This window comes from Pseudoalteromonas sp. CF6-2, assembly GCF_021729425.1.
GTDB lineage: Bacteria > Pseudomonadota > Gammaproteobacteria > Enterobacterales > Alteromonadaceae > Pseudoalteromonas > Pseudoalteromonas arabiensis.
In genome coordinates, this window is record NZ_CP091443.1 from 16587 (window position 1) to 36090 (window position 19504).

The 19504-nt window shown below is 40.2% G+C and carries 16 protein-coding genes; 6 read left to right on the top strand and 10 right to left on the bottom strand.

Annotated elements, in window-relative coordinates:
• Positions 1-38: 38 nt before the first annotated feature.
• Positions 39-599, bottom strand: a complete 561-nt coding sequence (locus L3Q70_RS16845; RefSeq protein WP_237115496.1) for a TetR/AcrR family transcriptional regulator — start codon at positions 597-599, stop codon at positions 39-41.
• Between the two features lie 287 nt (positions 600-886).
• On the opposite strand from L3Q70_RS16845, the gene L3Q70_RS16850 reads away from it, so the two are divergent.
• Together L3Q70_RS16850 and L3Q70_RS16855 are read left to right on the top strand one after the other, a co-directional pair.
• The gene (locus tag L3Q70_RS16850; protein ID WP_062567784.1) at positions 887-1654 is read left to right on the top strand and encodes an EAL domain-containing protein; all 768 of its coding nucleotides are present in this window, start codon (positions 887-889) and stop codon (positions 1652-1654) included.
• Between the two features lie 207 nt (positions 1655-1861).
• Entirely contained in the window at positions 1862-3457 is a 1596-nt protein-coding gene (locus L3Q70_RS16855) for an ABC-F family ATPase (RefSeq protein WP_083515247.1), read from the top strand.
• Between the two features lie 67 nt (positions 3458-3524).
• Here the strand turns inward: L3Q70_RS16855 and katG are convergent, their stop codons facing one another.
• Entirely contained in the window at positions 3525-5702 is a 2178-nt protein-coding gene (katG, locus tag L3Q70_RS16860) for a catalase/peroxidase HPI (protein WP_237115497.1), read from the bottom strand.
• A 582-nt stretch (positions 5703-6284) separates the two neighbouring features.
• On the bottom strand, positions 6285-7658 hold the full coding sequence (locus L3Q70_RS16865) for a GAF domain-containing sensor histidine kinase (protein WP_237115498.1): 1374 nt from the start codon (positions 7656-7658) through the stop codon (positions 6285-6287).
• A gap of 271 nt (positions 7659-7929) precedes the next feature.
• Between L3Q70_RS16865 and L3Q70_RS16870 the strand changes: the two genes are divergently transcribed.
• Positions 7930-8820, top strand: a complete 891-nt coding sequence (locus L3Q70_RS16870; protein ID WP_062567788.1) for a tetratricopeptide repeat protein — start codon at positions 7930-7932, stop codon at positions 8818-8820.
• A gap of 216 nt (positions 8821-9036) precedes the next feature.
• Here L3Q70_RS16870 and L3Q70_RS16875 read toward each other — a convergent pair whose 3' ends face one another.
• From L3Q70_RS16875 to L3Q70_RS16895, 5 genes are all read right to left on the bottom strand, one after another.
• On the bottom strand, positions 9037-9747 hold the full coding sequence (locus tag L3Q70_RS16875; protein WP_237115499.1) for a nuclear transport factor 2 family protein: 711 nt from the start codon (positions 9745-9747) through the stop codon (positions 9037-9039).
• A gap of 70 nt (positions 9748-9817) precedes the next feature.
• Complete coding sequence (locus tag L3Q70_RS16880; RefSeq protein ID WP_237115500.1) at positions 9818-10558, bottom strand: ferredoxin--NADP reductase; 741 nt, start codon at positions 10556-10558, stop codon at positions 9818-9820.
• A gap of 166 nt (positions 10559-10724) precedes the next feature.
• Entirely contained in the window at positions 10725-13079 is a 2355-nt protein-coding gene (locus L3Q70_RS16885; protein ID WP_237115501.1) for an Ig-like domain-containing protein, read from the bottom strand.
• A gap of 269 nt (positions 13080-13348) precedes the next feature.
• Complete coding sequence (gene deoD, locus L3Q70_RS16890) at positions 13349-14050, bottom strand: purine-nucleoside phosphorylase (protein ID WP_036972525.1); 702 nt, start codon at positions 14048-14050, stop codon at positions 13349-13351.
• Positions 14050-15279, bottom strand: coding sequence for a phosphopentomutase (locus L3Q70_RS16895; RefSeq protein ID WP_062567791.1), 1230 nt, complete (start codon positions 15277-15279; stop codon positions 14050-14052). The genes deoD and L3Q70_RS16895 overlap by 1 nt, the downstream gene beginning before the upstream one ends.
• Before the next feature lie 191 nt (positions 15280-15470).
• On the opposite strand from L3Q70_RS16895, the gene udk reads away from it, so the two are divergent.
• The 3 genes from udk to L3Q70_RS16910 all read left to right on the top strand — a co-directional run bounded on the left by udk (position 15471) and on the right by L3Q70_RS16910 (position 18231).
• Positions 15471-16100, top strand: coding sequence for a uridine kinase (gene udk / locus L3Q70_RS16900; protein ID WP_062568159.1), 630 nt, complete (start codon positions 15471-15473; stop codon positions 16098-16100).
• Between the two features lie 18 nt (positions 16101-16118).
• Positions 16119-17342: a NupC/NupG family nucleoside CNT transporter gene (locus tag L3Q70_RS16905; RefSeq protein ID WP_062567792.1), complete on the top strand. Its 1224-nt coding sequence runs from the start codon at positions 16119-16121 to the stop codon at positions 17340-17342.
• A 157-nt stretch (positions 17343-17499) separates the two neighbouring features.
• Positions 17500-18231, top strand: a complete 732-nt coding sequence (locus L3Q70_RS16910; RefSeq protein ID WP_237115502.1) for a transporter substrate-binding domain-containing protein — start codon at positions 17500-17502, stop codon at positions 18229-18231.
• On the opposite strand, the gene L3Q70_RS16915 is transcribed toward L3Q70_RS16910, so the two are convergent.
• Positions 18228-18914: a transporter substrate-binding domain-containing protein gene (locus tag L3Q70_RS16915; protein ID WP_167346331.1), complete on the bottom strand. Its 687-nt coding sequence runs from the start codon at positions 18912-18914 to the stop codon at positions 18228-18230. The genes L3Q70_RS16910 and L3Q70_RS16915 overlap by 4 nt on opposite strands.
• Positions 18915-19102: 188 nt before the next feature.
• Positions 19103-19312 (bottom strand): cold-shock protein, encoded by a 210-nt coding sequence (locus tag L3Q70_RS16920; protein WP_036972536.1) that lies wholly within the window; start codon positions 19310-19312, stop codon positions 19103-19105.
• Between the last annotated feature and the right edge of the window lie 192 nt (positions 19313-19504).

Genomic DNA, 19504 nt, shown 5'->3' on the forward strand with positions numbered 1-19504 from the left:
GGTAAATTTTTTAGAAACAGAATTTATGATCTAAACGATCATAAACTCAGTGTTTCTAAACATGCATCACAAGTTTGTATGAATAAACCTTGATGATGCTCACTTCTGTTTAACATTAATGCGCCTTTAATCGCGCAACATATTATTACTGCTTGCTGATAAGCTGAGGTTTTAAAACTAAACTCATTTCTCTCAAGGCCAGCTTGTAAAATAGAGCTAAGTATCTGTAATTCAAGATCAGCCATTTTCGTCACTTGCTTTTGCAGCGGCTCTGCCATTAAACGTAAATCTGTTTGCATGGCATATATTCCGCACATTTGCTTTTCGCTGGCACAGCTTTGAAAAACATCAAAATAGCCTTTTAAGCGCTCTTTAGCTGAAGGCAATGTTTTTAAGTGTGACTCAAGTTGCTGAAGCTGCTCACATTTAAGTTGGCAGAATGCAATACCTAAATCTGCTTTTGTTGCAAAATGATGGTGGATACTCGCTTTACGAATATCGAGCTCTTTTGCAAGGTCAGCATAACTAAAACCATGAAAGCCATTACTCTGAATGAGCTTATCTGCAAGTTGCAGAATATTTGTATATGTCGTGTTCATGGCAGCCATCTTACCTACCAATTGGTAGGTAAGCAAGTTATTTTTTAAACTTTTGATCAAAAAGATCCTCAAATTAAATATAATCTATTAAAAATCAGATAATTAATTATTACAAAAAATAATCAGTAGAGTCTAAATCTTGAGTAAATCTTTTACTAGATATAATCCTGCTTCTAAAAACAGCTGTAAGTTATCATTTATAAGTGTAAATTTTTGGTAACAACATTTGCACATTAGCCCATTTACTAGCACTATGGTTTAAAATCGAAATAATTTATAGGTAATAAATGCCTTCTAATAACGCTTCTTGCCAGCAAACTTGCAGACACTGTGAAGATCTAGCTGCACTAGATTTTGAATTTACCATGGCTTTTCAACCCATAATTGACTGTACGGCAAAACGTATTTTTGGTTATGAGGCGTTAGTTAGAGGAGCAAATAATGAGTCTGCTTACTCTGTAATCTCTCAAGTTAACAACGAGAACCGATATACATTTGATCAGCTTTGTCGAATAAAAGCCATTTCACTCGCAGCACAACTAAAACTCGATTCAATTTTAAGTATCAACTTTTTACCAAACGCAATTTATAAACCTGAGCGTTGTATAAAAACGACGCTAGAAGCTGCAAATAAGGTTAACTTCCCTGTTGAACAAATTATGTTTGAGTTTACTGAGGTAGAACAAGTAGAAGACAGCGCACATATCAAACGTGTCATTGAGTACTATCAATCACTTGGTTTTATCACTGCCACGGATGATTTTGGCTCTGGCTACTCGGGGTTAAACTTATTAGCTGATTTTCAGAGTAATATAATTAAGCTAGATATGAATCTAATTAGAGACATTCATCTTAATAAAGCAAGACAAACTATTGTCAGTCATTGTATTGCTATGTTTGAAGAATTAAATATCACTACACTTGCTGAAGGAATAGAAACAATTGAAGAATATCAATGGTTACGCCAAGCTGGTGTGAGTTTGATGCAAGGCTATTTATTTGCGCGCCCAGGGTTCGAGTCTTTACCTAGCGTTGACTTTAGCGTGCTTGATTAAATGAAGCGGCTTTATGCCGCGACATCACAAATTGCAACGCGATGTAAAATACGCCTAAGATTGAACTGTATCCAACTTTATCTTGTTTTTAATAGCGTTCTGAAAGGCTGATCTGTATAATCCGCGGCCTATTATTTACCCTATTGCTTGTTTATTTTCGCAGTTGCTGCGCCCATAACCTGTCAGTCTTTTTCTAGGAATAATTCGTTGATTTCAACCGCTAATATCACCATGCAGTTTGGCGCAGAGCCTTTATTTGAAAATATATCAGCCAAGTTTGGTAACGGTAATCGCTATGGTTTAATTGGCGCCAATGGCTGCGGCAAATCAACCTTTATGAAAATCTTAAGCGGCGCACTTGTGCCTACCGCTGGTAATGTGTCGATTGCGCCTGGTTTAAAGCTAGGTACCCTTAGCCAAGATCAATTTGCTTTTGAGCAATACTCTGTAGTTGATGCGGTGATCATGGGTGATGCTGAGCTTTGGAAAGTTAAACAAGAACGTGACCGTATTTACTCATTACCTGAAATGAGTGAAGAAGACGGGATGAAAGTCGCTGAACTTGAAAGCATTTTTGCTGAAATGGATGGCTACACAGCCGAAAGCCGCGCTGAAGAAATTTTGCTTCAAGCAGGTATTGAACAAACGTTTCATTACGGCTTAATGGCGAACGTTGCACCTGGTTGGAAACTGCGTGTGTTATTAGCACAAGCACTCTTCGCGAATCCTGATATTTTACTTTTAGATGAGCCAACCAATAACCTTGATATTCACACTATTACGTGGCTTGCGAATGAGCTAAATCAACGTAAATGTACAATGATTATTATCTCGCACGACCGCCACTTCTTAAATTCGGTATGTACTCACATGGCCGATATTGATTACGGCGAGCTAAGAATCTACCCAGGTAACTACGAAAAGTGGATCGAAGCTTCAAGCTTACAACGTGAGCAACTGCTTGCTGAAAATGCCAAAAAGAGCGCAGAAATAGATGAGTTACAGGAGTTTGTAAATCGTTTTGGTGCGAATGCTTCAAAAGCAAAACTGGCCAGTTCTCGCGCTAAACGTATGGATAAAATTAAGCTTGATGAAGTAAAAGCATCCAGCCGTATTAGCCCATCACTTCGTTTTGACGAAGGGAAAAAGATGTATCGCCAAGCATTAGAGCTCACTAAGTTAGGTCATGGCTTTGATGGTGAAACCCTGTTCAGCGGCGGTGACTTATTACTGGAAGCCGGTGCTAAGCTTGCCGTTATTGGTGAAAATGGCGTAGGTAAAACCACTTTTTTACGCTGCCTTGTTAATGAATTACAAAGCAACGAAGGCGTGGTGAAGTGGTCCGAAAACGCTAGCATCGGTTATTGCCCTCAAGATAGTAGTAAAGAATTTGATAACGATCTCACGCTGTTTGATTGGATGTCACAATGGCGCACCGCTAAGCACAATGATTTAATGGTTCGCGCTATGTTAGGTCGATTATTATTTACCGCCGACGATGCCAATAAAAAAGCACGTAATTGCTCAGGTGGAGAAAAGAACCGCCTATTGTTTGGTAAGTTAATGATGCAAGACATCAATGTATTGATTATGGACGAACCGACCAATCACATGGATATGGAAGCCATTGAAGCACTTAATAATGCATTAAAAGATTATCAAGGTACCTTGATTTTTGTCAGTCATGACCGTGAATTTGTCTCATCATTGGCAACTCGCATCATCGATATTAAGGATAAACAGGTCATCGATTTTCAAGGTACATTTGACGAGTATATGGATCATCTGGCTCAGCAAGCATAGTGCATTCAAGCACCATAAAAAAAGGCTACAGAGTTCTGTAGCCTTTTGGGTGTAGCATCATATCAAATTAAATATCAAAGCGGTCAGCGTTCATCACTTTAACCCACGCATCAACAAAGTCTTGTACAAAACGCTCTTTGTTGTCGTCTTGTGCGTAAAACTCTGCGTATGAACGCAAGATTGAGTTTGAACCAAACACTAAGTCAACACGTGTTGCTGTCCACTTAGTAACCCCAGTGCTGCGCTCAACAATATCGTAGAAACCTTTGCTTATTGGCTTCCACGTGTAAGCCATATCGGTTAGATTTACGAAAAAGTCGGTGCTTAATGTACCCACGTTATCAGTAAACACACCGTGTAAAGTACCATCATAGTTAGTACCCAATACACGCATACCACCGACTAGTGCCGTCATCTCTGGCGCTGTTAAACCCATTAATTGTGTACGCTCTAGCATTAGCTCTTCAGCAGAAACTGCGTAGTCTTGTTTCAGCCAGTTACGAAAACCGTCATGAATTGGCTCAAGCACATCGAACGAATCAGCATCGGTCATTTCATCCGTTGCATCACCACGACCTGGGGCAAATGGCACGGTTATATCAACGCCTGCGGCTTTTACTGCTTGCTCAACCGCCGCTGTTCCACCTAGTACAATTAAATCAGCTAAGCTTACTGGTTTACTTAAACTCGCTTGCACCGATTCGAGCGCACTGAGAACGTTTGCTAAACGTTTTGGTTCGTTACCTTGCCAATCTTTTTGTGGCGCAAGGCGAATGCGTGCACCGTTTGCACCACCACGGTGATCTGAGCCACGGTATGTACGTGCGCTATCCCATGCGGTTGCAATTAAGTCTGCTTGGCTTACACCACAGTTCAGCAGCTTGGTTTTAAGGTCACTAATTTCGCTGTCTGATAATGTGTAATCAACCGCAGGGATCGGATCTTGCCAAATTAGATCTTCGCTTGGTACATCTGCACCTAAGTAACGCGATTTTGGACCTAGGTCACGGTGCGTTAATTTGAACCATGCACGTGCAAAAACATCACTAAAGTATTCAAAATCATCGTTAAAACGCTCGATAATCTTACGGTAGGTTGGATCCATTTTCATCGCCATATCGGCGTCGGTCATAATTGGGTTTAGACGAATTGATGGATCTTCCACATCAACTGGCTTGTCTTCTTCTTTGATATCGATTGGTTCCCATTGCCACGCACCTGCTGGGCTCTTCTTAAGTTCCCACTCGTAGTTAAGCAGCAAGTAGCAATATCCGTTATCCCACTTAGTTGGGTAAGTCGTCCACGCACCTTCGATACCCGAGGTCATCGTATCGCGACCAATACCGCGTGAGTTGTGGTTGTTCCAACCTAGGCCTTGCTCAAACACATCGGCCGCTTCAGGTTCAGGACCAACGTTTGCTTCGCTGCCGTTACCATGCGTTTTACCTACGGTATGACCACCGACTGTTAACGCCGCAGTTTCTTCGTCATCCATTGCCATACGGGCGAATGTTTCGCGAACTTGCTCCGCCGTTTTAAGCGGATCAGGGTTACCATTAACCCCCTCAGGGTTTACGTAAATTAAGCCCATTTGCACCGCAGCAAGCGGATTTTCCATCGTGTCGGGTTTTTCTACATTGGTGTAGCGTTCATCACTTGGTGCTAGCCATTCTTTTTCAGCCCCCCAGTAAACATCTTTTTCTGGATGCCAAATATCTTCACGGCCGCCAGCAAAACCAAAGGTTTTTAAGCCCATTGATTCATAAGCCATATTACCAGCTAAAATCATTAAATCGGCCCAAGATAGCTTGTTACCGTATTTCTTTTTAACAGGCCAAAGTAAACGACGTGCTTTGTCTAGGTTAGCGTTATCTGGCCATGAATTTAAAGGCGCAAAACGTTGGTTACCTGTACCACCGCCGCCACGGCCATCTTCTAAACGGTATGAACCCGCTGAATGCCATGCCATACGGATCATTAAACCACCGTAATGACCCCAGTCAGCAGGCCACCACTGCTGGCTTTCAGTCATCAAATTTTTTAAGTCAGTTTTTACAGCTTCAAGATCGAGCGATTTAAATGCTTCAGCGTAGTTAAAGTCTTTACCGTAAGGGTTAGTTTTGCTGTCGTGTTGATGAAGAATGTCGAAGTTTAGAGAATTTGGCCACCAATCTGTATTTGATTGTGCGGTGACAGTGTTACTACCATGCATAACTGGGCAGCCGCCCGTTTTTCCATTACTCATTGTATGCTCCTCAAAAGCTAAAGATATGACAGATATTTATGTATTAATACTGATACGTCTTTGTCATAAAAAAGGATTTCCTGTTAATAATGAATCACTAATCACTTAGAATTTCCCGTTGCTTTAAACTATAGGGGCAGTGCAAAAATAAAGCTAGGCCTGTCTTTATTTTTAAATCGATTGTATTAATTGAAAAATCTGATTTGAGTTATTGGCAAAAGTCATACATTTTATAAGGGTATTCATTGACGGTGAGAAAATCATGAAAGCCATAAACCCGCAGGTTGCAAGACAACTAAGTATTAACTTTTTTATCGCTAATTTACCTTTATTAATGTTAACAGGAATGCTTGTTGCCTCAATTGTTGGGCTAGTGTTTCGAAGCCCAATTTTATTTTGGCTCACACTGATAATGACGCCTCTGGCTATAAATCACGTATATTCAAGAAGAAAAATTAAGCAATTTTGCAAGACAAACTCATGCGATAATTTATCTTGTCTTGGCAAAGCTGTTGATTAAAAATTAATTTTATTACCCAGTCACCAGATTATTTAACCTGCATTTAGCTTAAATTTTGTTTATTAAGCTATATTAATAGGCAGTTTTAAGGTGACTGAGACACCTTGATCAGGCTGACTAGCGACATTAATTTCGCCTTGCAGAGCTTGGGTTGCAAGGTTATACACTATCGACATTCCCAAACCGCTTCCACCTGTGCCACGCTTAGTGGTAAAAAATGGTTCAAATACTTTATGCATCACCTCATCAGTCATTCCACAACCATTATCTTTATAGCAAAGTGTGTATATCCCCTTTTCATCATCTAGGTGAACGCTAATATCAATCACGTTATGATCTTTTCCGACAAAACCGTGTACACAACTATTATTCACTAAGTTTAAAATGATTTGGCTAAGCGCTCCTGGAACGGTTATTAGCGTAAGGTCATCTGCACAGTCAATATTAACAATAACATTATGGCTGCGTGTTAAAGGCATTAAACTATGGACAATATTCTCAAGGTAGGCTTTTATTTGAGTTTCTAATAAATTTAACGAAGATTGATCAACCGCAGTTTGCTTGAAATCACTGATCAGTTTTGCAGCACGCTCTAAGTTAGTAAATGAAATTTTTATACATTCATTTAAATGCTTCATTCCTTCTAGCAACGCGTGCTTGGTTAACGTATTGGCACTTATGAGTTTATCAAGTTCAGTAAGTTTATCTTTTGCTGAACTATTTGCTGTAACAGCAATACCAATCGGTGTGTTTACCTCATGAGCAATACCTGCAACTAAGTTACCCAAAGAAGCCATTTTCTCAGACTCAATGAGCTTTTCTTGCATTTCTGTCAGTTCATTTAAGGTTTTTTCGAGAGTGCGAGTTCGCTCGGCAACCCGATGTTCTAAATGTTGGTTAGCTTTTTCTAACTCGGCATTAACGCGCTCATTCTCCTGCGCCGATAATGCACGTCCGTACAGGTCAGCTAATGCGCCAATAAATGAACATTCATCTTCAGTCCACTCTCGTTCTCCCCCTATATGCTCACAGCAAAATATACCTATCATTTTTCCTTTATAGCGTATTGGTGCATCAAGCATGGCACCAATATTTAAAGGGCTGAGGTAACTTTCACTAAATTCGTAAGTCGCAGGGTCGGTGTGAGCATTAACAGCGGTAATGGTTCGTTGCGTATCAAGAGCTCTAAAATAAGCAGGGTATGCGTCTCTTGGAAGCACCAACATTTGAAGCTCTTTGCCATTTTCTCTATCAAGTAAAAGGCGGCATTCAATGGCGGTATTTTCTTCATTCAGTAACCAGATACCCGCTCTACCTATTTCTAGGCCGTCTAACACCGCATTTAGAATTAAACGTTCAGCTAATTCAACGTTACCACTATCAAGATCTGATGATATTGACACTCCATAGAGTAGTTGGACTAGTTGTTGGCGCATCACTCTCACCTTTTAGTTGTAAGACCATTTAAGTCTAGACGAACATAACTGATCTAGCATATTGAAAATAAATTTTTAGAAACTCTTTTAGGATTAAGTAGTTGTTCAGATACCAATGGTTATATTACACCTAACTCCTGTTGATACCCCTGACAACTTATGTTGTTTATGCAGTTTGACCAGCTCACCCTACGAGCTGGTTTTTTTTGCCTAGTCCACAGTGCTCACGCATGTTACAGTTAGCCTAGAATTCACTATAAATGAATAAGCTATGCGTTATATCTTACTATTAATTACCCTATTAATGAGCCTTACCATCTCTGCAAGTGCTCAAAACGAAACAGAAAACCGCCCTGCGCTGACTGAGGTTGAGCAACAGCAAGCTCTCGATAAGCTACAAGAGCCTATGTATAAGCCGCTCTTAGAGCGCTACATTCTTGATGAACTTAAAGCTGTGCGCCAAGATCAACAAAAGTTACGCGAAGATGTAACAAAACAAGTCGCTCACACTCAATTAGATACTGCTGACCGTGCTTTAACTTATACAACGGACACGATAAATAATGTCTTCTTTATTATTACGATTACTGCATCTATCTTGGTTTTAGTTGGCTGGAATTCATTACGTGATGTGAAAAATAAAGTAGAAGACATTGTAAATACCCGCGTTAGTGCGATCACTAAAGAGTATGAAGAACGTCTTAAAGTATTAGAAGAGAAGCTACGTGAACGTTCTGAAGAGATTTTACTTAACCAACAAAAAATCTCGATTACAAACGAAGTACACTCTTTATGGATGCGAGCTAATTTAGAAAGTGATGTTGCGAATAAAATTGAAATATTCGACGAAATTTTAAAACGTAAACCAGAAGATGTTGAAGCCATTGCCTACAAAGCAGATGCGCTACTTGAGATAAACGAAACAGGCGAAGCAATCGAGTTATGTAATCAAGCACTTGAAATAGATAGTGACTATGGTTATGCATACTGGCAACGCGCTTGTGCTTATGCTCTATTGCATAAACATGCTGATGCAATGGCTGATATTCGCATGGCGCTTGAGTATTCACCTAATCTTCGCAATGAATTATTACATGAAAGTGCTTTTGCAAGCTTGCATGACAACGAAAGCTTCAACTCATTGTTAAATGAAACGGCTTAGCCGAGACGCGCGAAGGGTACGTTGGGTCGAGCCCAGCAACACCCAACGTAAAGGAGCTTTAAGCCGTAAACTCTCAGCCGACATGTAGCAACGGGTTTATCCCGCGTCATTAGGTGCTTGGTTCTAGGTACAGGGACGCGATGTGAAATCGCTGCTACCTCAAATCTAGTAACTTTCATCTACCCAAAAAAAAAGAGCAGCTAAGCTGCTCTTTTTTTATCTGAAAAATAATACTTTGGTTATTTTACCGTTTTCGATTTGGTAACTTGTAACAAACTCAGCCCGTTTATCAACCACATTCGGGTCTTCTGAGCAGGTTTCTGATAACTCATGATCAATCACTATATTGCCATGCACAATACGTTTAATCGGTGATGATTTGATACACTTTAACTTTTTAAACATGATGCCGTAGCGAGCTATAAGCTTTTCTTTCCCCGTGAACATAAGCTCATTAGGAAATGTATAAAACTCAACATTTTCATCATACATTTTGATAAAAGCGTCAATATTGCGGGCATTATAAGCCGCAATAACTTGTTCGATAACCGCTGTCGCCTCACGTGACTGACGCGCTTTTTCTTGCTGTTTCTCTGTGAGTGCCTTTTTAGCTTTAGCAACAGCTTGTTCAGCCTCATTCACAGCTTCCTGTTTTTCCTCTGCGGTCTTTGGCTGTTCTGCCGGTGCAGGATTTTGTGAACCTAATACCTTACTGTCATCAACCTTAGCCAGCGGTTTTTTAGCTTGGGCTGAACTCGGTACTTGCTGAGTTGCTGGCTTCTGTTCAATAAATTCAAGGCTATCAACCTCTTTCTTTTCAGGCTCATTTACTGAAGCTGGCTGAGCTTGCTTTTGTTCAGTGCTTGATTCAGTAGCAGCCAATTGCCATGAAATAAATAGACTTATTGCAAAAAGTAACGGTTTCATAGTTTTCCTAAACACACCATGCTCATTTGAGGCGCTAAAGTAGCAAATTCTAGCTATTAGGCATAGCTTTTTACCAATATTGCTCAACAGTTATATGACCAGGATCACGACGTCTGTTGCGGCTAAAGCCAAGCTCTAACAAAATAGCTGTTGTATCTTTCACCATTTCTGGATTACCACAAATCATAAATTGTGTAGTATCAGGCACAGCAGGATGACCTGTAACATCAAACAAACGGTGGTCTTTAATTACATCTGTGATCCGACCATTAAACCCCAGTGTGGCTGACTCTCGGCTGACTACAGGAGAATAATGCAAATTTGAGTACTGTTGCTGTAGCGCTTTAATGCGAGCTTGGTAGCTCAAATCTTCATTGAGGCGCACGCCATGTACAAGGTGAACATGCTCGAACTTTTGCCACACCTCCCCCTGCTCTAATATTGAAATAAAAGGCCCAAGTGCCGTACCTGTACTCAGCATGTAAAGCTGCTCACTGCTTGGCACTTCATCAAGGGTAAAAAAGCCTGTGGCGCGGCGCTCAATAGTGACGCTATCGCCTGGCTTTAATTGTGCCAGCTGCTGAGAAAGTTGACCGTCTTTAACATTGATCAAATAAAACTCAAGGTCGGGATTATTCGGCGCATTCACATAAGAATAGGCACGTGCAACACGTTTATCATCCACTTGCATAGCGAGTTTAGTAAACTGCCCTGCGGTGAATGGTTCTACGTCCGCATTTACAATTAAGCTAAATAATGAGTCTGTCCACCATTTAACGTCTTTGACCTTAGCTTCAACCCAATTAGACATACACATCCTCAATTGTTGTTCCTCTATTAAAAGTGGCAACAATTGCTTGAATTTTCAAGTTTTAAGGTGCGAGGTAAAGGCAACGAGCTGAATTTTACGCGAGATAAACTCGCAACTATAAAAAAAGCCGCATAAATGCGGCTTTGAAAGGGTTTCATTAATTAGGTTATAAGCCTTTATTAACCGTGTTTTGCCATGCAGCTTCCCAAAGGCTAAGATCTTCTAGCTTGATAAAGTTAATGCGAGGATAAATCAAGTTTTCAATTTCATCCTCAGAAATTTCACCATTATTATCCTCATCATAACCATAATAACCATATTCATGTACTAATGCAGAATTTGATTCAGGAACGTATGCAAGTACATCCCAAAATATATAGCGCAAATCAAAGTCACTTTCATAGCCCATTTTAAGCTGGTTTTCGGTTCTGCTCCATGTCCATTCGTTACCAATGTGAAAATAGTTATCAGGTCCATCTATTAAATGAGCTGAACGAATAGCCCGTTTTACTGTATTATTTGCATCAAACTGATAAGCATTTAGATAATCAATATTCATTAAGTCATCTTCATATACACTCTCACTACCATGATTCATTACTGTAATCATAGGTTGATACACCTTTGGTAGCTCAGTAATCATGTTTTCAAAAAACAATTCAGCATCGTCTTTTACTTTTACAACGGAGCCTGTACCTTGAAAAATTAGTTCGTCATTTTCCCATTGCTGTACAAAGGTTAAGTAACGATTACCATCAGACATAATCGGCGTATAAGTCACTTTTTCTGTAGAGCTAGAAAGAACCAAGCTATTTTCTAAGCGTTCTACTACATAAGATTTACCTGTGTGTTTCGCAGTTGCTGTCACGCCTGAAATTGTTAAGTACTCATGTTTAAGAATGCTTCCTGAAATTTCCTCTGAAGCATACAGTGATGGAACTGACCACTCCCCAACTAACTGTTCTGAACTAAGCAATGAAAATTCATCGTTGGTGCCGTTAACAATTTTTAATACATCATCAATTGGTTTTTCGTAAATTAAAGTATCTGTTTCCCATTCAACGGCATCCGGGATCTCTAACTCTTCAACATCTACCCCAGAAATGTATGCTAAAACACCTGACTTATCATTGGCTAATTTAGAAACAGTTCTTTTTAGTGGGTACTTTTTAACAATAATAAATGAATTTATTTTGCCTTTATAGTAAGCATCTCGTATTGCTATAGCGATATCTTCGCCCCATTTATTAGCAATTTCCACCATACCACTATCAATGTTGAAGCTTAAGTCAATTGCATATCGTAAAACTGAGTCTTCTGCAAAATCGAATACAAGCTTACCTTGTTCGATTTTCCACTCAACACTCGCCTCTCGAGTATCGTTATTGTTAGCGACTATACTTTTACCTTGATAATCACTATTCAAAATAAGTGTTTTATCTGCATATAGCGGCATTAACTTTTTACGGTACGCTGAAAATGTAAATAGTGGTTGCTCAGTGAGCTCTTGTTCAGTAAAGGCCAAATCAGTACCGCTGATAGAATCATTTTTCGCTTGTGTGAAATCAGCTTCATACTGCTCGGTTAGATTACCTTGCGTATCCATTGCAGCAATACTCACTAAGTAAGCATTTATAGCCTCTTTAACTTCACCAGAGTTTAGTAAAGTCAACGATGTACCTTCAGCAACTGTATAGTTGTCATTATCGACCAACAGTTTTATAAAACTTGCAGTATCTAATAATTCCTTTGGTGATATTTGTGCAGATAAACTATCGTAAGCTTCTTGGGTAGTTATTGTGTCTTCAGCATTTTGTTCTTCAGCCAATAAATAGTGAGCAGTCGATAAGTGAGTGATGTTGGCATTATCCCCTTGCTCATATGAATAAATGCGGTCCTCACCCGAAGCTAGCATTACACTTTCAAAACTCCCAAATAAATTAACTAACTCGACGTGTTGTTGATCATTAGCCGTACCAATCGCCTTTAATAAAAGCATATCGGTTATATCTGACGTTTTAACATCTAACTGATAAAAGCCATTACTATCAGCGTGAGTTTCAAGTGTTTCGCCATTAATTGTTAAAGAGACATCAGCATTTGCAATTGGTTTATCAACCACTTGCCCATGTAAAGTCAACTGCTGATATAAAGTTAGCTCAACGCTTGCTTGTGACGTTTTTTCTCCATCTGTTATTTGATAGCTAAAGCTATCTTTTCCTGCAAAGTTTGCATCAACCGGAGTATAAAGCACTTGATTATTTGAAATCATTGCTGTTCCGTGAGTTGGCTGCGTTAATATTTGCGCAACAGTTAACGCATCACCATCACTATCTGTGTCATTTTCCAAAACACTAATTACAACACTTTCACCATTAAGGGTTGAACTAGTATCAATAACTGCAACGGGTGCCGAATTTGTTAATTCTTGTTTAGATTCCTCATTACTATCACTATTGCCACCGCAACCAGTAAGTAAAGATGAAAAGACAAGGCTTAGAGGTAGGTATTTATATTTCATACTAATCCTTAGTATTTTTGTCCAAGAGAGTTATTAATTATTATTTACTTTTTAGGTACAAACCAAAAGACTAACAGTAAAGTATTGTTGCTTATGATTACAACTCTTTTTTATTAATCAAGGCTTAAAATTGCGAGATGCGAGTAGGATTTTACGCGAGATAAACTCGCAACTATAAAAAAAGCCGCATAAATGCGGCTTTGAGGTTAGTCTCACTTCACTTTGGGCGTGTTTCCAAATTTCAGTGAATACGTTACCAAGGAACTTATTTAAATTGATTCTAAAGCAATTTTAACCATTTCGTTAAAAGTGCTTTGACGCTCTTCACTTGGTGTCGCTTCACCAGTGATTACGTGGTCACTAACAGTAAATAATGCCATCGCTTTTGCGCCGTATTCAGCGGCTACGCCGTACATGCCAGCTGTTTCCATATCAACAGCAAGTACGCCTAGCTTGTCTAATTCTTGATAGAATGTGTTATCTGCTTGGTAGAATGTATCTGTTGTAAATACATTACCTACCTTCGCTTCAATGCCTAATTCTTTTGCTGCGTTTACGCCGTTAAGTAGTAAACCAAAATCAGCAATTGCGGCAAAGTCATAACCACGAACGCGCGCACGGTTTACGTTTGAATCTGTGCTTGCACCTTGTGCAAAGATAACGTCACGGATTTTGATATCGCTACCAATACCGCCACAGGTACCAATACGAATTAGATTTTTAACGCCGTAACTAACGATCAATTCACGGGCATAAATTGACATTGATGGAATACCCATCCCAGAGCCCATAATACTCACTGGTTTACCTTTGTAGGTACCGGTAAAACCATACATATTACGAACGCCTGTTACTTGTTTTGCGTCATCTAAAAAGTTTTCAGCAATGTATTGAGCGCGAAGCGGATCACCTGGCATTAATACCGTTTCTGCAAATTCGCCTACATTGGCACTGATATGAGGAGTACTCATTATTGGTTTCCTTTTTTGTTCGCTAATAGCTGGTCTTTAAAGCTATCACCGTATTCAAGTGCAGGAAGATTAAACCACTGGGCAAGGGTTTGACCTATGTCTGCAAAACTAGCTCGTTCTCCAAGCGGGGTGTTTGTCATCCCAGGTTGGTAAGCAAGTACTGGCACGTATTCACGTGTATGGTCAGTGCCTGCTGCTGTTGGATCACATCCGTGATCGGCCGTGATAATTAACACATCATCACTATTTAGTTGATTTAAGATGGTCGGTAGATAATCATCAAACTCTTTTAATGCTTTAGCATAGCCAACGGCATTACGGCGATGACCGTACTTTTCATCAAAATCAACTAAGTTTGTAAAAATCAAACTATGCTCTGGTGCGCTTGCGATAACTTCTGAGGTTTTCTCAAGTAAGTTTATCAGCCCTGGCGCTTTGTGTTTTTGGGTGATGCCTTGGTGCGCATAGATATCAGCAATTTTACCAATACTAATCACTTCACCGCCGTCTTGCGATAATTTATCAAGCAAGGTTGGCGACGGTGGCAGCACCGAATAGTCACGACGATTACCGGTACGGGCAAAATCGTCACGGCTCGAACCCAAAAATGGCCGCGCAATCACTCTTCCTATGTTCATTTCATCAAGCAGCGCCCGTGCGATTTCGCAAACCTGATAAAGTTTCTCCAGTCCAAATGATTCTTCGTGCGCGGCTATTTGAAACACGCTATCAACTGAGGTGTAGCAAATCGGCATACCGGTTTGCATGTGTTCTTCACCCAGTTGTTCTAAAATGGTTGTTCCTGAGGCATAGCAGTTACCCAAAATGCCAGGAATACCTGCACGAGCTATTAGCTCGTCCACAAATTCTTGTGGAAAACACGGCTGTGTATTTGGGAAGTAACCCCAATCAAATAACACAGGGACACCAGCCATTTCCCAGTGCCCTGAAGGCGTGTCTTTACCACTTGATAACTCTTTAGCGTAACCCCATGCGCCAACAGGTGCTTGGCGATCACTGACTAAACACGGTTCTTTACCAGCGGCTTCGCATGCATCGGCCAAACCTAAACGGGTAAGATTAGGTAGCGATAAGTGCTCACCGGTTTCTTCAGCATAAGCTTTGAGTAAATGAGCGAAAGTATTTGCGCCCACATCACCAAACTTGTCTGCGTCAGGTGCTGCGCCAATTCCTAGGCTATCTGCCATTAAGATAAGTGCTCTTGCCATGGGTACCTCGTTATCAATGTGTGAATACTTTATATGCTCTTCGAATTTTTGGTACAGGACATAAGTCCTGTTTCATAAAACAGAAACATTATAAATTTGCACCTCTGAGCGAAGCAAAAGAGATTAATCGTGTCTTTTTTGCTATTGTGATCTACCTAACAATGTTTCCTTCTGTGTGGGCGAGAACTTTAGTGACACGAACAATTATAGCTATTGCTGGCGCATCTGCGTCGGGCAAGTCTCTTTTTAGCAAGACAATTTATAACGAATTAGTCAATGAGCTTGAACCGGGCGCGATCGCAGTGATCGAAGAAGATGCTTATTACAAAGACCAGTCGCATTTGCCGTTTGACCATCGAACGCAAACTAATTACGACCATCCTGATGCTTTCGAGCATGAGCTTATGCATGAGCATCTACTTCAATTACGCGCTGGAAAATCAGTAGACGTACCAACTTATGACTATGCAATGCATACTCGCAGCGAAGAAACGCGCCGAGTTGCACCGGCAAAAGTACTTATCGTTGAAGGTATTTTGCTACTGAGTGATCCGGCACTCCGTAAAGAATTTGATATTAAGGTGTTTATTGATACACCATTAGATATCTGCCTTATGCGCCGTATGCAACGAGATATGGAGCAGCGTGGCAGAACATTACAGTCCGTTGTTGATCAATATCAAGCGACAGTGCGACCTATGTTTTATCAGTTTATTGAGCCATCAAAGCACAAAGCTGATCTCGTAGTCACACGCGGCGGTATGAATCGCGTTGCCATTGATATAATTAAAAGTAAAATAAAATATTTACTGCAACAATAACAACGGGAAATAGTCAGTATGACAACATTTATGAGCTTAGTAGGCATTGTTATGCTACTAGCCATTGCTTTTGCGGCCTCAACAAACCGTAAAGCAATTAATTTAAGAACTGTGGGCATCGCCTTTTTACTTCAAGTGTTAATTGGTGGCTTTGTCTTGTTCTTCGAGGTGGGCAAAAACGTACTGGCAAGTATGTCACGAGGCGTGTCATCGGTCATTGGTTATGCTAATGACGGTATAGGCTTTTTATTTGGCTCACTGGCATCGCAAGATACCTTAGGGTTTATTTTTGCGATACAAGTATTGCCCGTTATTGTGTTCTTTTCAGCACTCGTTGCTGTGTTGTATCACATTGGGGTGATGGATTGGATAATCAAGATTCTAGGCGGTGGCTTACAAAAGCTATTGAAAACCTCGCGCCCTGAGTCGCTTTCTGCAACCGCCAATATTTTTGTTGGCCAAACAGAAGCACCATTAATTGTTAAACCATTTATTGCCAGCATGACTAAGTCTGAGCTGTTTGCGGTAATGGTCGGTGGCTTGGCTACCGTAGCAGGCTCCGTTATGGCAGGTTATGTAACGATTGGTGTAGAGCTTAAATACTTAATTGCAGCCAGCTTTATGGCGGCACCGGGTGGCTTCTTAATGGCAAAAATGATTGTGCCAGAGACCGAAACACCCAAAGAAGATTTAGCTGATTTAGACGTACAAGAAGAAAAACCGGTTAACGTAATTGATGCTGCTGCATCAGGTGCCGCAAACGGTATGCATCTGGCACTTAATGTAGGTGCGATGTTACTTGCTTTCGTAGCACTTATTGCACTTCTAAATGGGTTATTAGGCGGTCTTGGTGGTTGGTTTGATCATCCAACATTAACGCTTCAGGAAATTTTAGGTTACGTATTCGCACCGGTTGCATGGTTATTAGGTGTACCTTGGGACGAAGCAGTAATCGCAGGCAGTTTTATAGGTCAAAAGGTTGTAGTTAACGAATTCGTTGCTTACCTCGACTTTATTAATTATCGCGATACGTTAAGTGCGCACACACAAGCGATTGTCACATTCGCGTTATGTGGGTTTGCTAACTTATCATCGATAGCAATTTTACTAGGTGGATTAGGCGGTATGGCGCCTAGTCGGCGAAAGGATATCGCACGCTTAGGGCTCAGAGCAGTGTTAGCAGGATCTATGGCTAACCTCATGAGTGCAGCAATTGCAGGTTTTTTCCTCTCGCTAGCTTAGAAACTTAATGAGATGAGCCGTAGTTGCAAAACAATAGGATAGAACTTTAAGGGGTTAAAGGTCTATCTGACTTGAACGATACTTCACCAAGGGCCGCAAGGCCCTTTTATCGTTTTATGTGCTAAGATTTAAATACTAAGTCTTTTTAAGTACATAAATGAAATACTCTCTATTTTTATTCACCTTATTATGTATAAGTTGGTCTGCGCATAGTGAACCGGCCTTAACAGTCGTGACCGAACTCTCCCCTCCCAATCAAACTTTAATAAATAACCAAGTTTCAGGCGACAGTACACAGCTTGTGAAGGCGATATTTGCCAAAGCCGAATTAACAGCCAATATTGAGGTTTATCCATGGGCACGTGCTTATAAGATGGCGTTAAAAAAGCCACATACGTTTATTTTTAGCATGGCTAAAACACCTGAGCGAGAAAATAAATTCGAGTGGATTGGGGCAGTGGCAACCTATCAAATGGGGTTTGTAAAGCTCACCCAACGCGCTGATATTAATATAACAACAAGCGAACAGGCAAAGCAGTATAAAGTCGCTGTTCAACGAGATGACCTGTCAGCCAAACAACTTTCGGAGCGAGGCTATACAATCATATACACTTCAGATATAACCCGTTCTTACCAATTACTCATATCTGGAAAAGTCGACCTAATCGTTGATGATAAAAACTATATCGCAGCAATGGCAGAGCAATTAGCACAAGACGAACAAAATTTTACCTTTGCTCATTCTATCGACTTCTTAGCCATGAAAGGCTACCTTGCAGCCAATAAGAATACAGATCCACGTTACATTAAAGCACTGAAAGATGCTTTTGAAGATGTAGCAAAGAGCGAAACTTATCGTAAAGTGATGATGCTAACTGAATACAATTAGTGCTGACCGACTAAGTACTCGTTTGTTAGCTTGTCTAATTTGCCTTGTTTCATCAGCTTTTGGTAACTGATTTGAAATTGCTCAACAATTTCTTTAGGCATATTTTTATTTAACGCTAAAAAATTACCCGTTGTATTATTAAGTGGTAATTCTATTAGCTTTACAACTTCTTGACCTGCATAGCCGTATTGCATAAGTTGATAATGGAAGGATAATTCTGAGCCGATAATAAGGTCGAGCTTTCCCTTAAAAAATAAGTTAATGCATTCATAATAATGGCTAAATTTAAGCAGATTCTGCTCGCTTTCAAAACCAATATTTTCTACAAACTGCTCATAAATACTGTCTCTCACCACCCCAAGAGTATAATCTTTCACTTCCGATAAATCTCGAGGGTTAACTTGCGAGTTCGACTTTAAACGATAAAAATAGTTACGAGATGAAGCCATAGGCCCAATCCAATTGAAGAAGGGCTCTCTATCAGGGATACGGGCTGTAGACACAAGCCCTGCCATCGGTTCTTCTTGCGCTAAGTGATAGGCTCTTGACCAAGGCAATAGCACAAATCTACACTCGATATTGGCATCCACGCACATTGCGCTTACAAAGCGAAGATTAATGCCTTCCAAGTGCCCTTTGTTAGAGAAGTTATAAGGGGGAAACTGCTCAGTATAGATGGTCACACTATGCTTGGCGTACACTATCGGAGCAATGCCCAAACACGCTAATAGAAGATATCTAAAAATGATTAAAACACCCAAATACGACGACTGAATTAACTATAGGAATGTTAATGCTCTCAGTCAATTTTTAGACATAAAAAAAGCAAGCCGTAGCTTGCTTCTTCTTAATCATTACTTTTCAGTAAGAATTATAACGGAGTGATGTTATCCGCTTGAGGACCTTTTTGACCTTGTGAAAGAGTGAACTCTACACGTTGGCCTTCAGCTAAAGTTTTGAAACCGTCGCTTTTGATTGCGCTGAAGTGTGCGAATACGTCTGGGCCATTTTCTTGCTCGATGAAACCAAAACCTTTAGATTCGTTAAACCACTTAACTGTACCTGATACGATGTTAGACATAGTATTATTCCTGATATAAAAAAATTAAACATGCCCTAGATGGGCGGGTGTAGCAAAAAATGAGATGGTACTTAAAAACTTCAGGACGGTACTACAAGTATTACTTATACAACAACGAAATAAAGATTTATTAATTACACGCTTTCTTTCTAGCTGGGGCCCACTATATAGAGTTAAGAAGATAAGTCAAAT

Bases quoted from the DNA above. Each gene is read 5' to 3' on its own strand.
- L3Q70_RS16845 (WP_237115496.1), bottom strand. From the start codon at position 599: ATGAACACGACATATACAAATATTCTGCAACTTGCAGATAAGCTCATT.
- L3Q70_RS16850 (WP_062567784.1), top strand. From the start codon at position 887: ATGCCTTCTAATAACGCTTCTTGCCAGCAAACTTGCAGACACTGTGAA.
- katG (WP_237115497.1), bottom strand. From the start codon at position 5,702: ATGAGTAATGGAAAAACGGGCGGCTGCCCAGTTATGCATGGTAGTAAC.
- L3Q70_RS16865 (WP_237115498.1), bottom strand. From the start codon at position 7,658: ATGCGCCAACAACTAGTCCAACTACTCTATGGAGTGTCAATATCATCA.
- L3Q70_RS16870 (WP_062567788.1), top strand. From the start codon at position 7,930: ATGCGTTATATCTTACTATTAATTACCCTATTAATGAGCCTTACCATC.
- L3Q70_RS16875 (WP_237115499.1), bottom strand. From the start codon at position 9,747: ATGAAACCGTTACTTTTTGCAATAAGTCTATTTATTTCATGGCAATTG.
- L3Q70_RS16880 (WP_237115500.1), bottom strand. From the start codon at position 10,558: ATGTCTAATTGGGTTGAAGCTAAGGTCAAAGACGTTAAATGGTGGACA.
- L3Q70_RS16885 (WP_237115501.1), bottom strand. From the start codon at position 13,079: ATGAAATATAAATACCTACCTCTAAGCCTTGTCTTTTCATCTTTACTT.
- deoD (WP_036972525.1), bottom strand. From the start codon at position 14,050: ATGAGTACTCCTCATATCAGTGCCAATGTAGGCGAATTTGCAGAAACG.
- L3Q70_RS16895 (WP_062567791.1), bottom strand. From the start codon at position 15,279: ATGGCAAGAGCACTTATCTTAATGGCAGATAGCCTAGGAATTGGCGCA.
- L3Q70_RS16905 (WP_062567792.1), top strand. From the start codon at position 16,119: ATGACAACATTTATGAGCTTAGTAGGCATTGTTATGCTACTAGCCATT.
- L3Q70_RS16910 (WP_237115502.1), top strand. From the start codon at position 17,500: ATGAAATACTCTCTATTTTTATTCACCTTATTATGTATAAGTTGGTCT.
- L3Q70_RS16920 (WP_036972536.1), bottom strand. From the start codon at position 19,312: ATGTCTAACATCGTATCAGGTACAGTTAAGTGGTTTAACGAATCTAAA.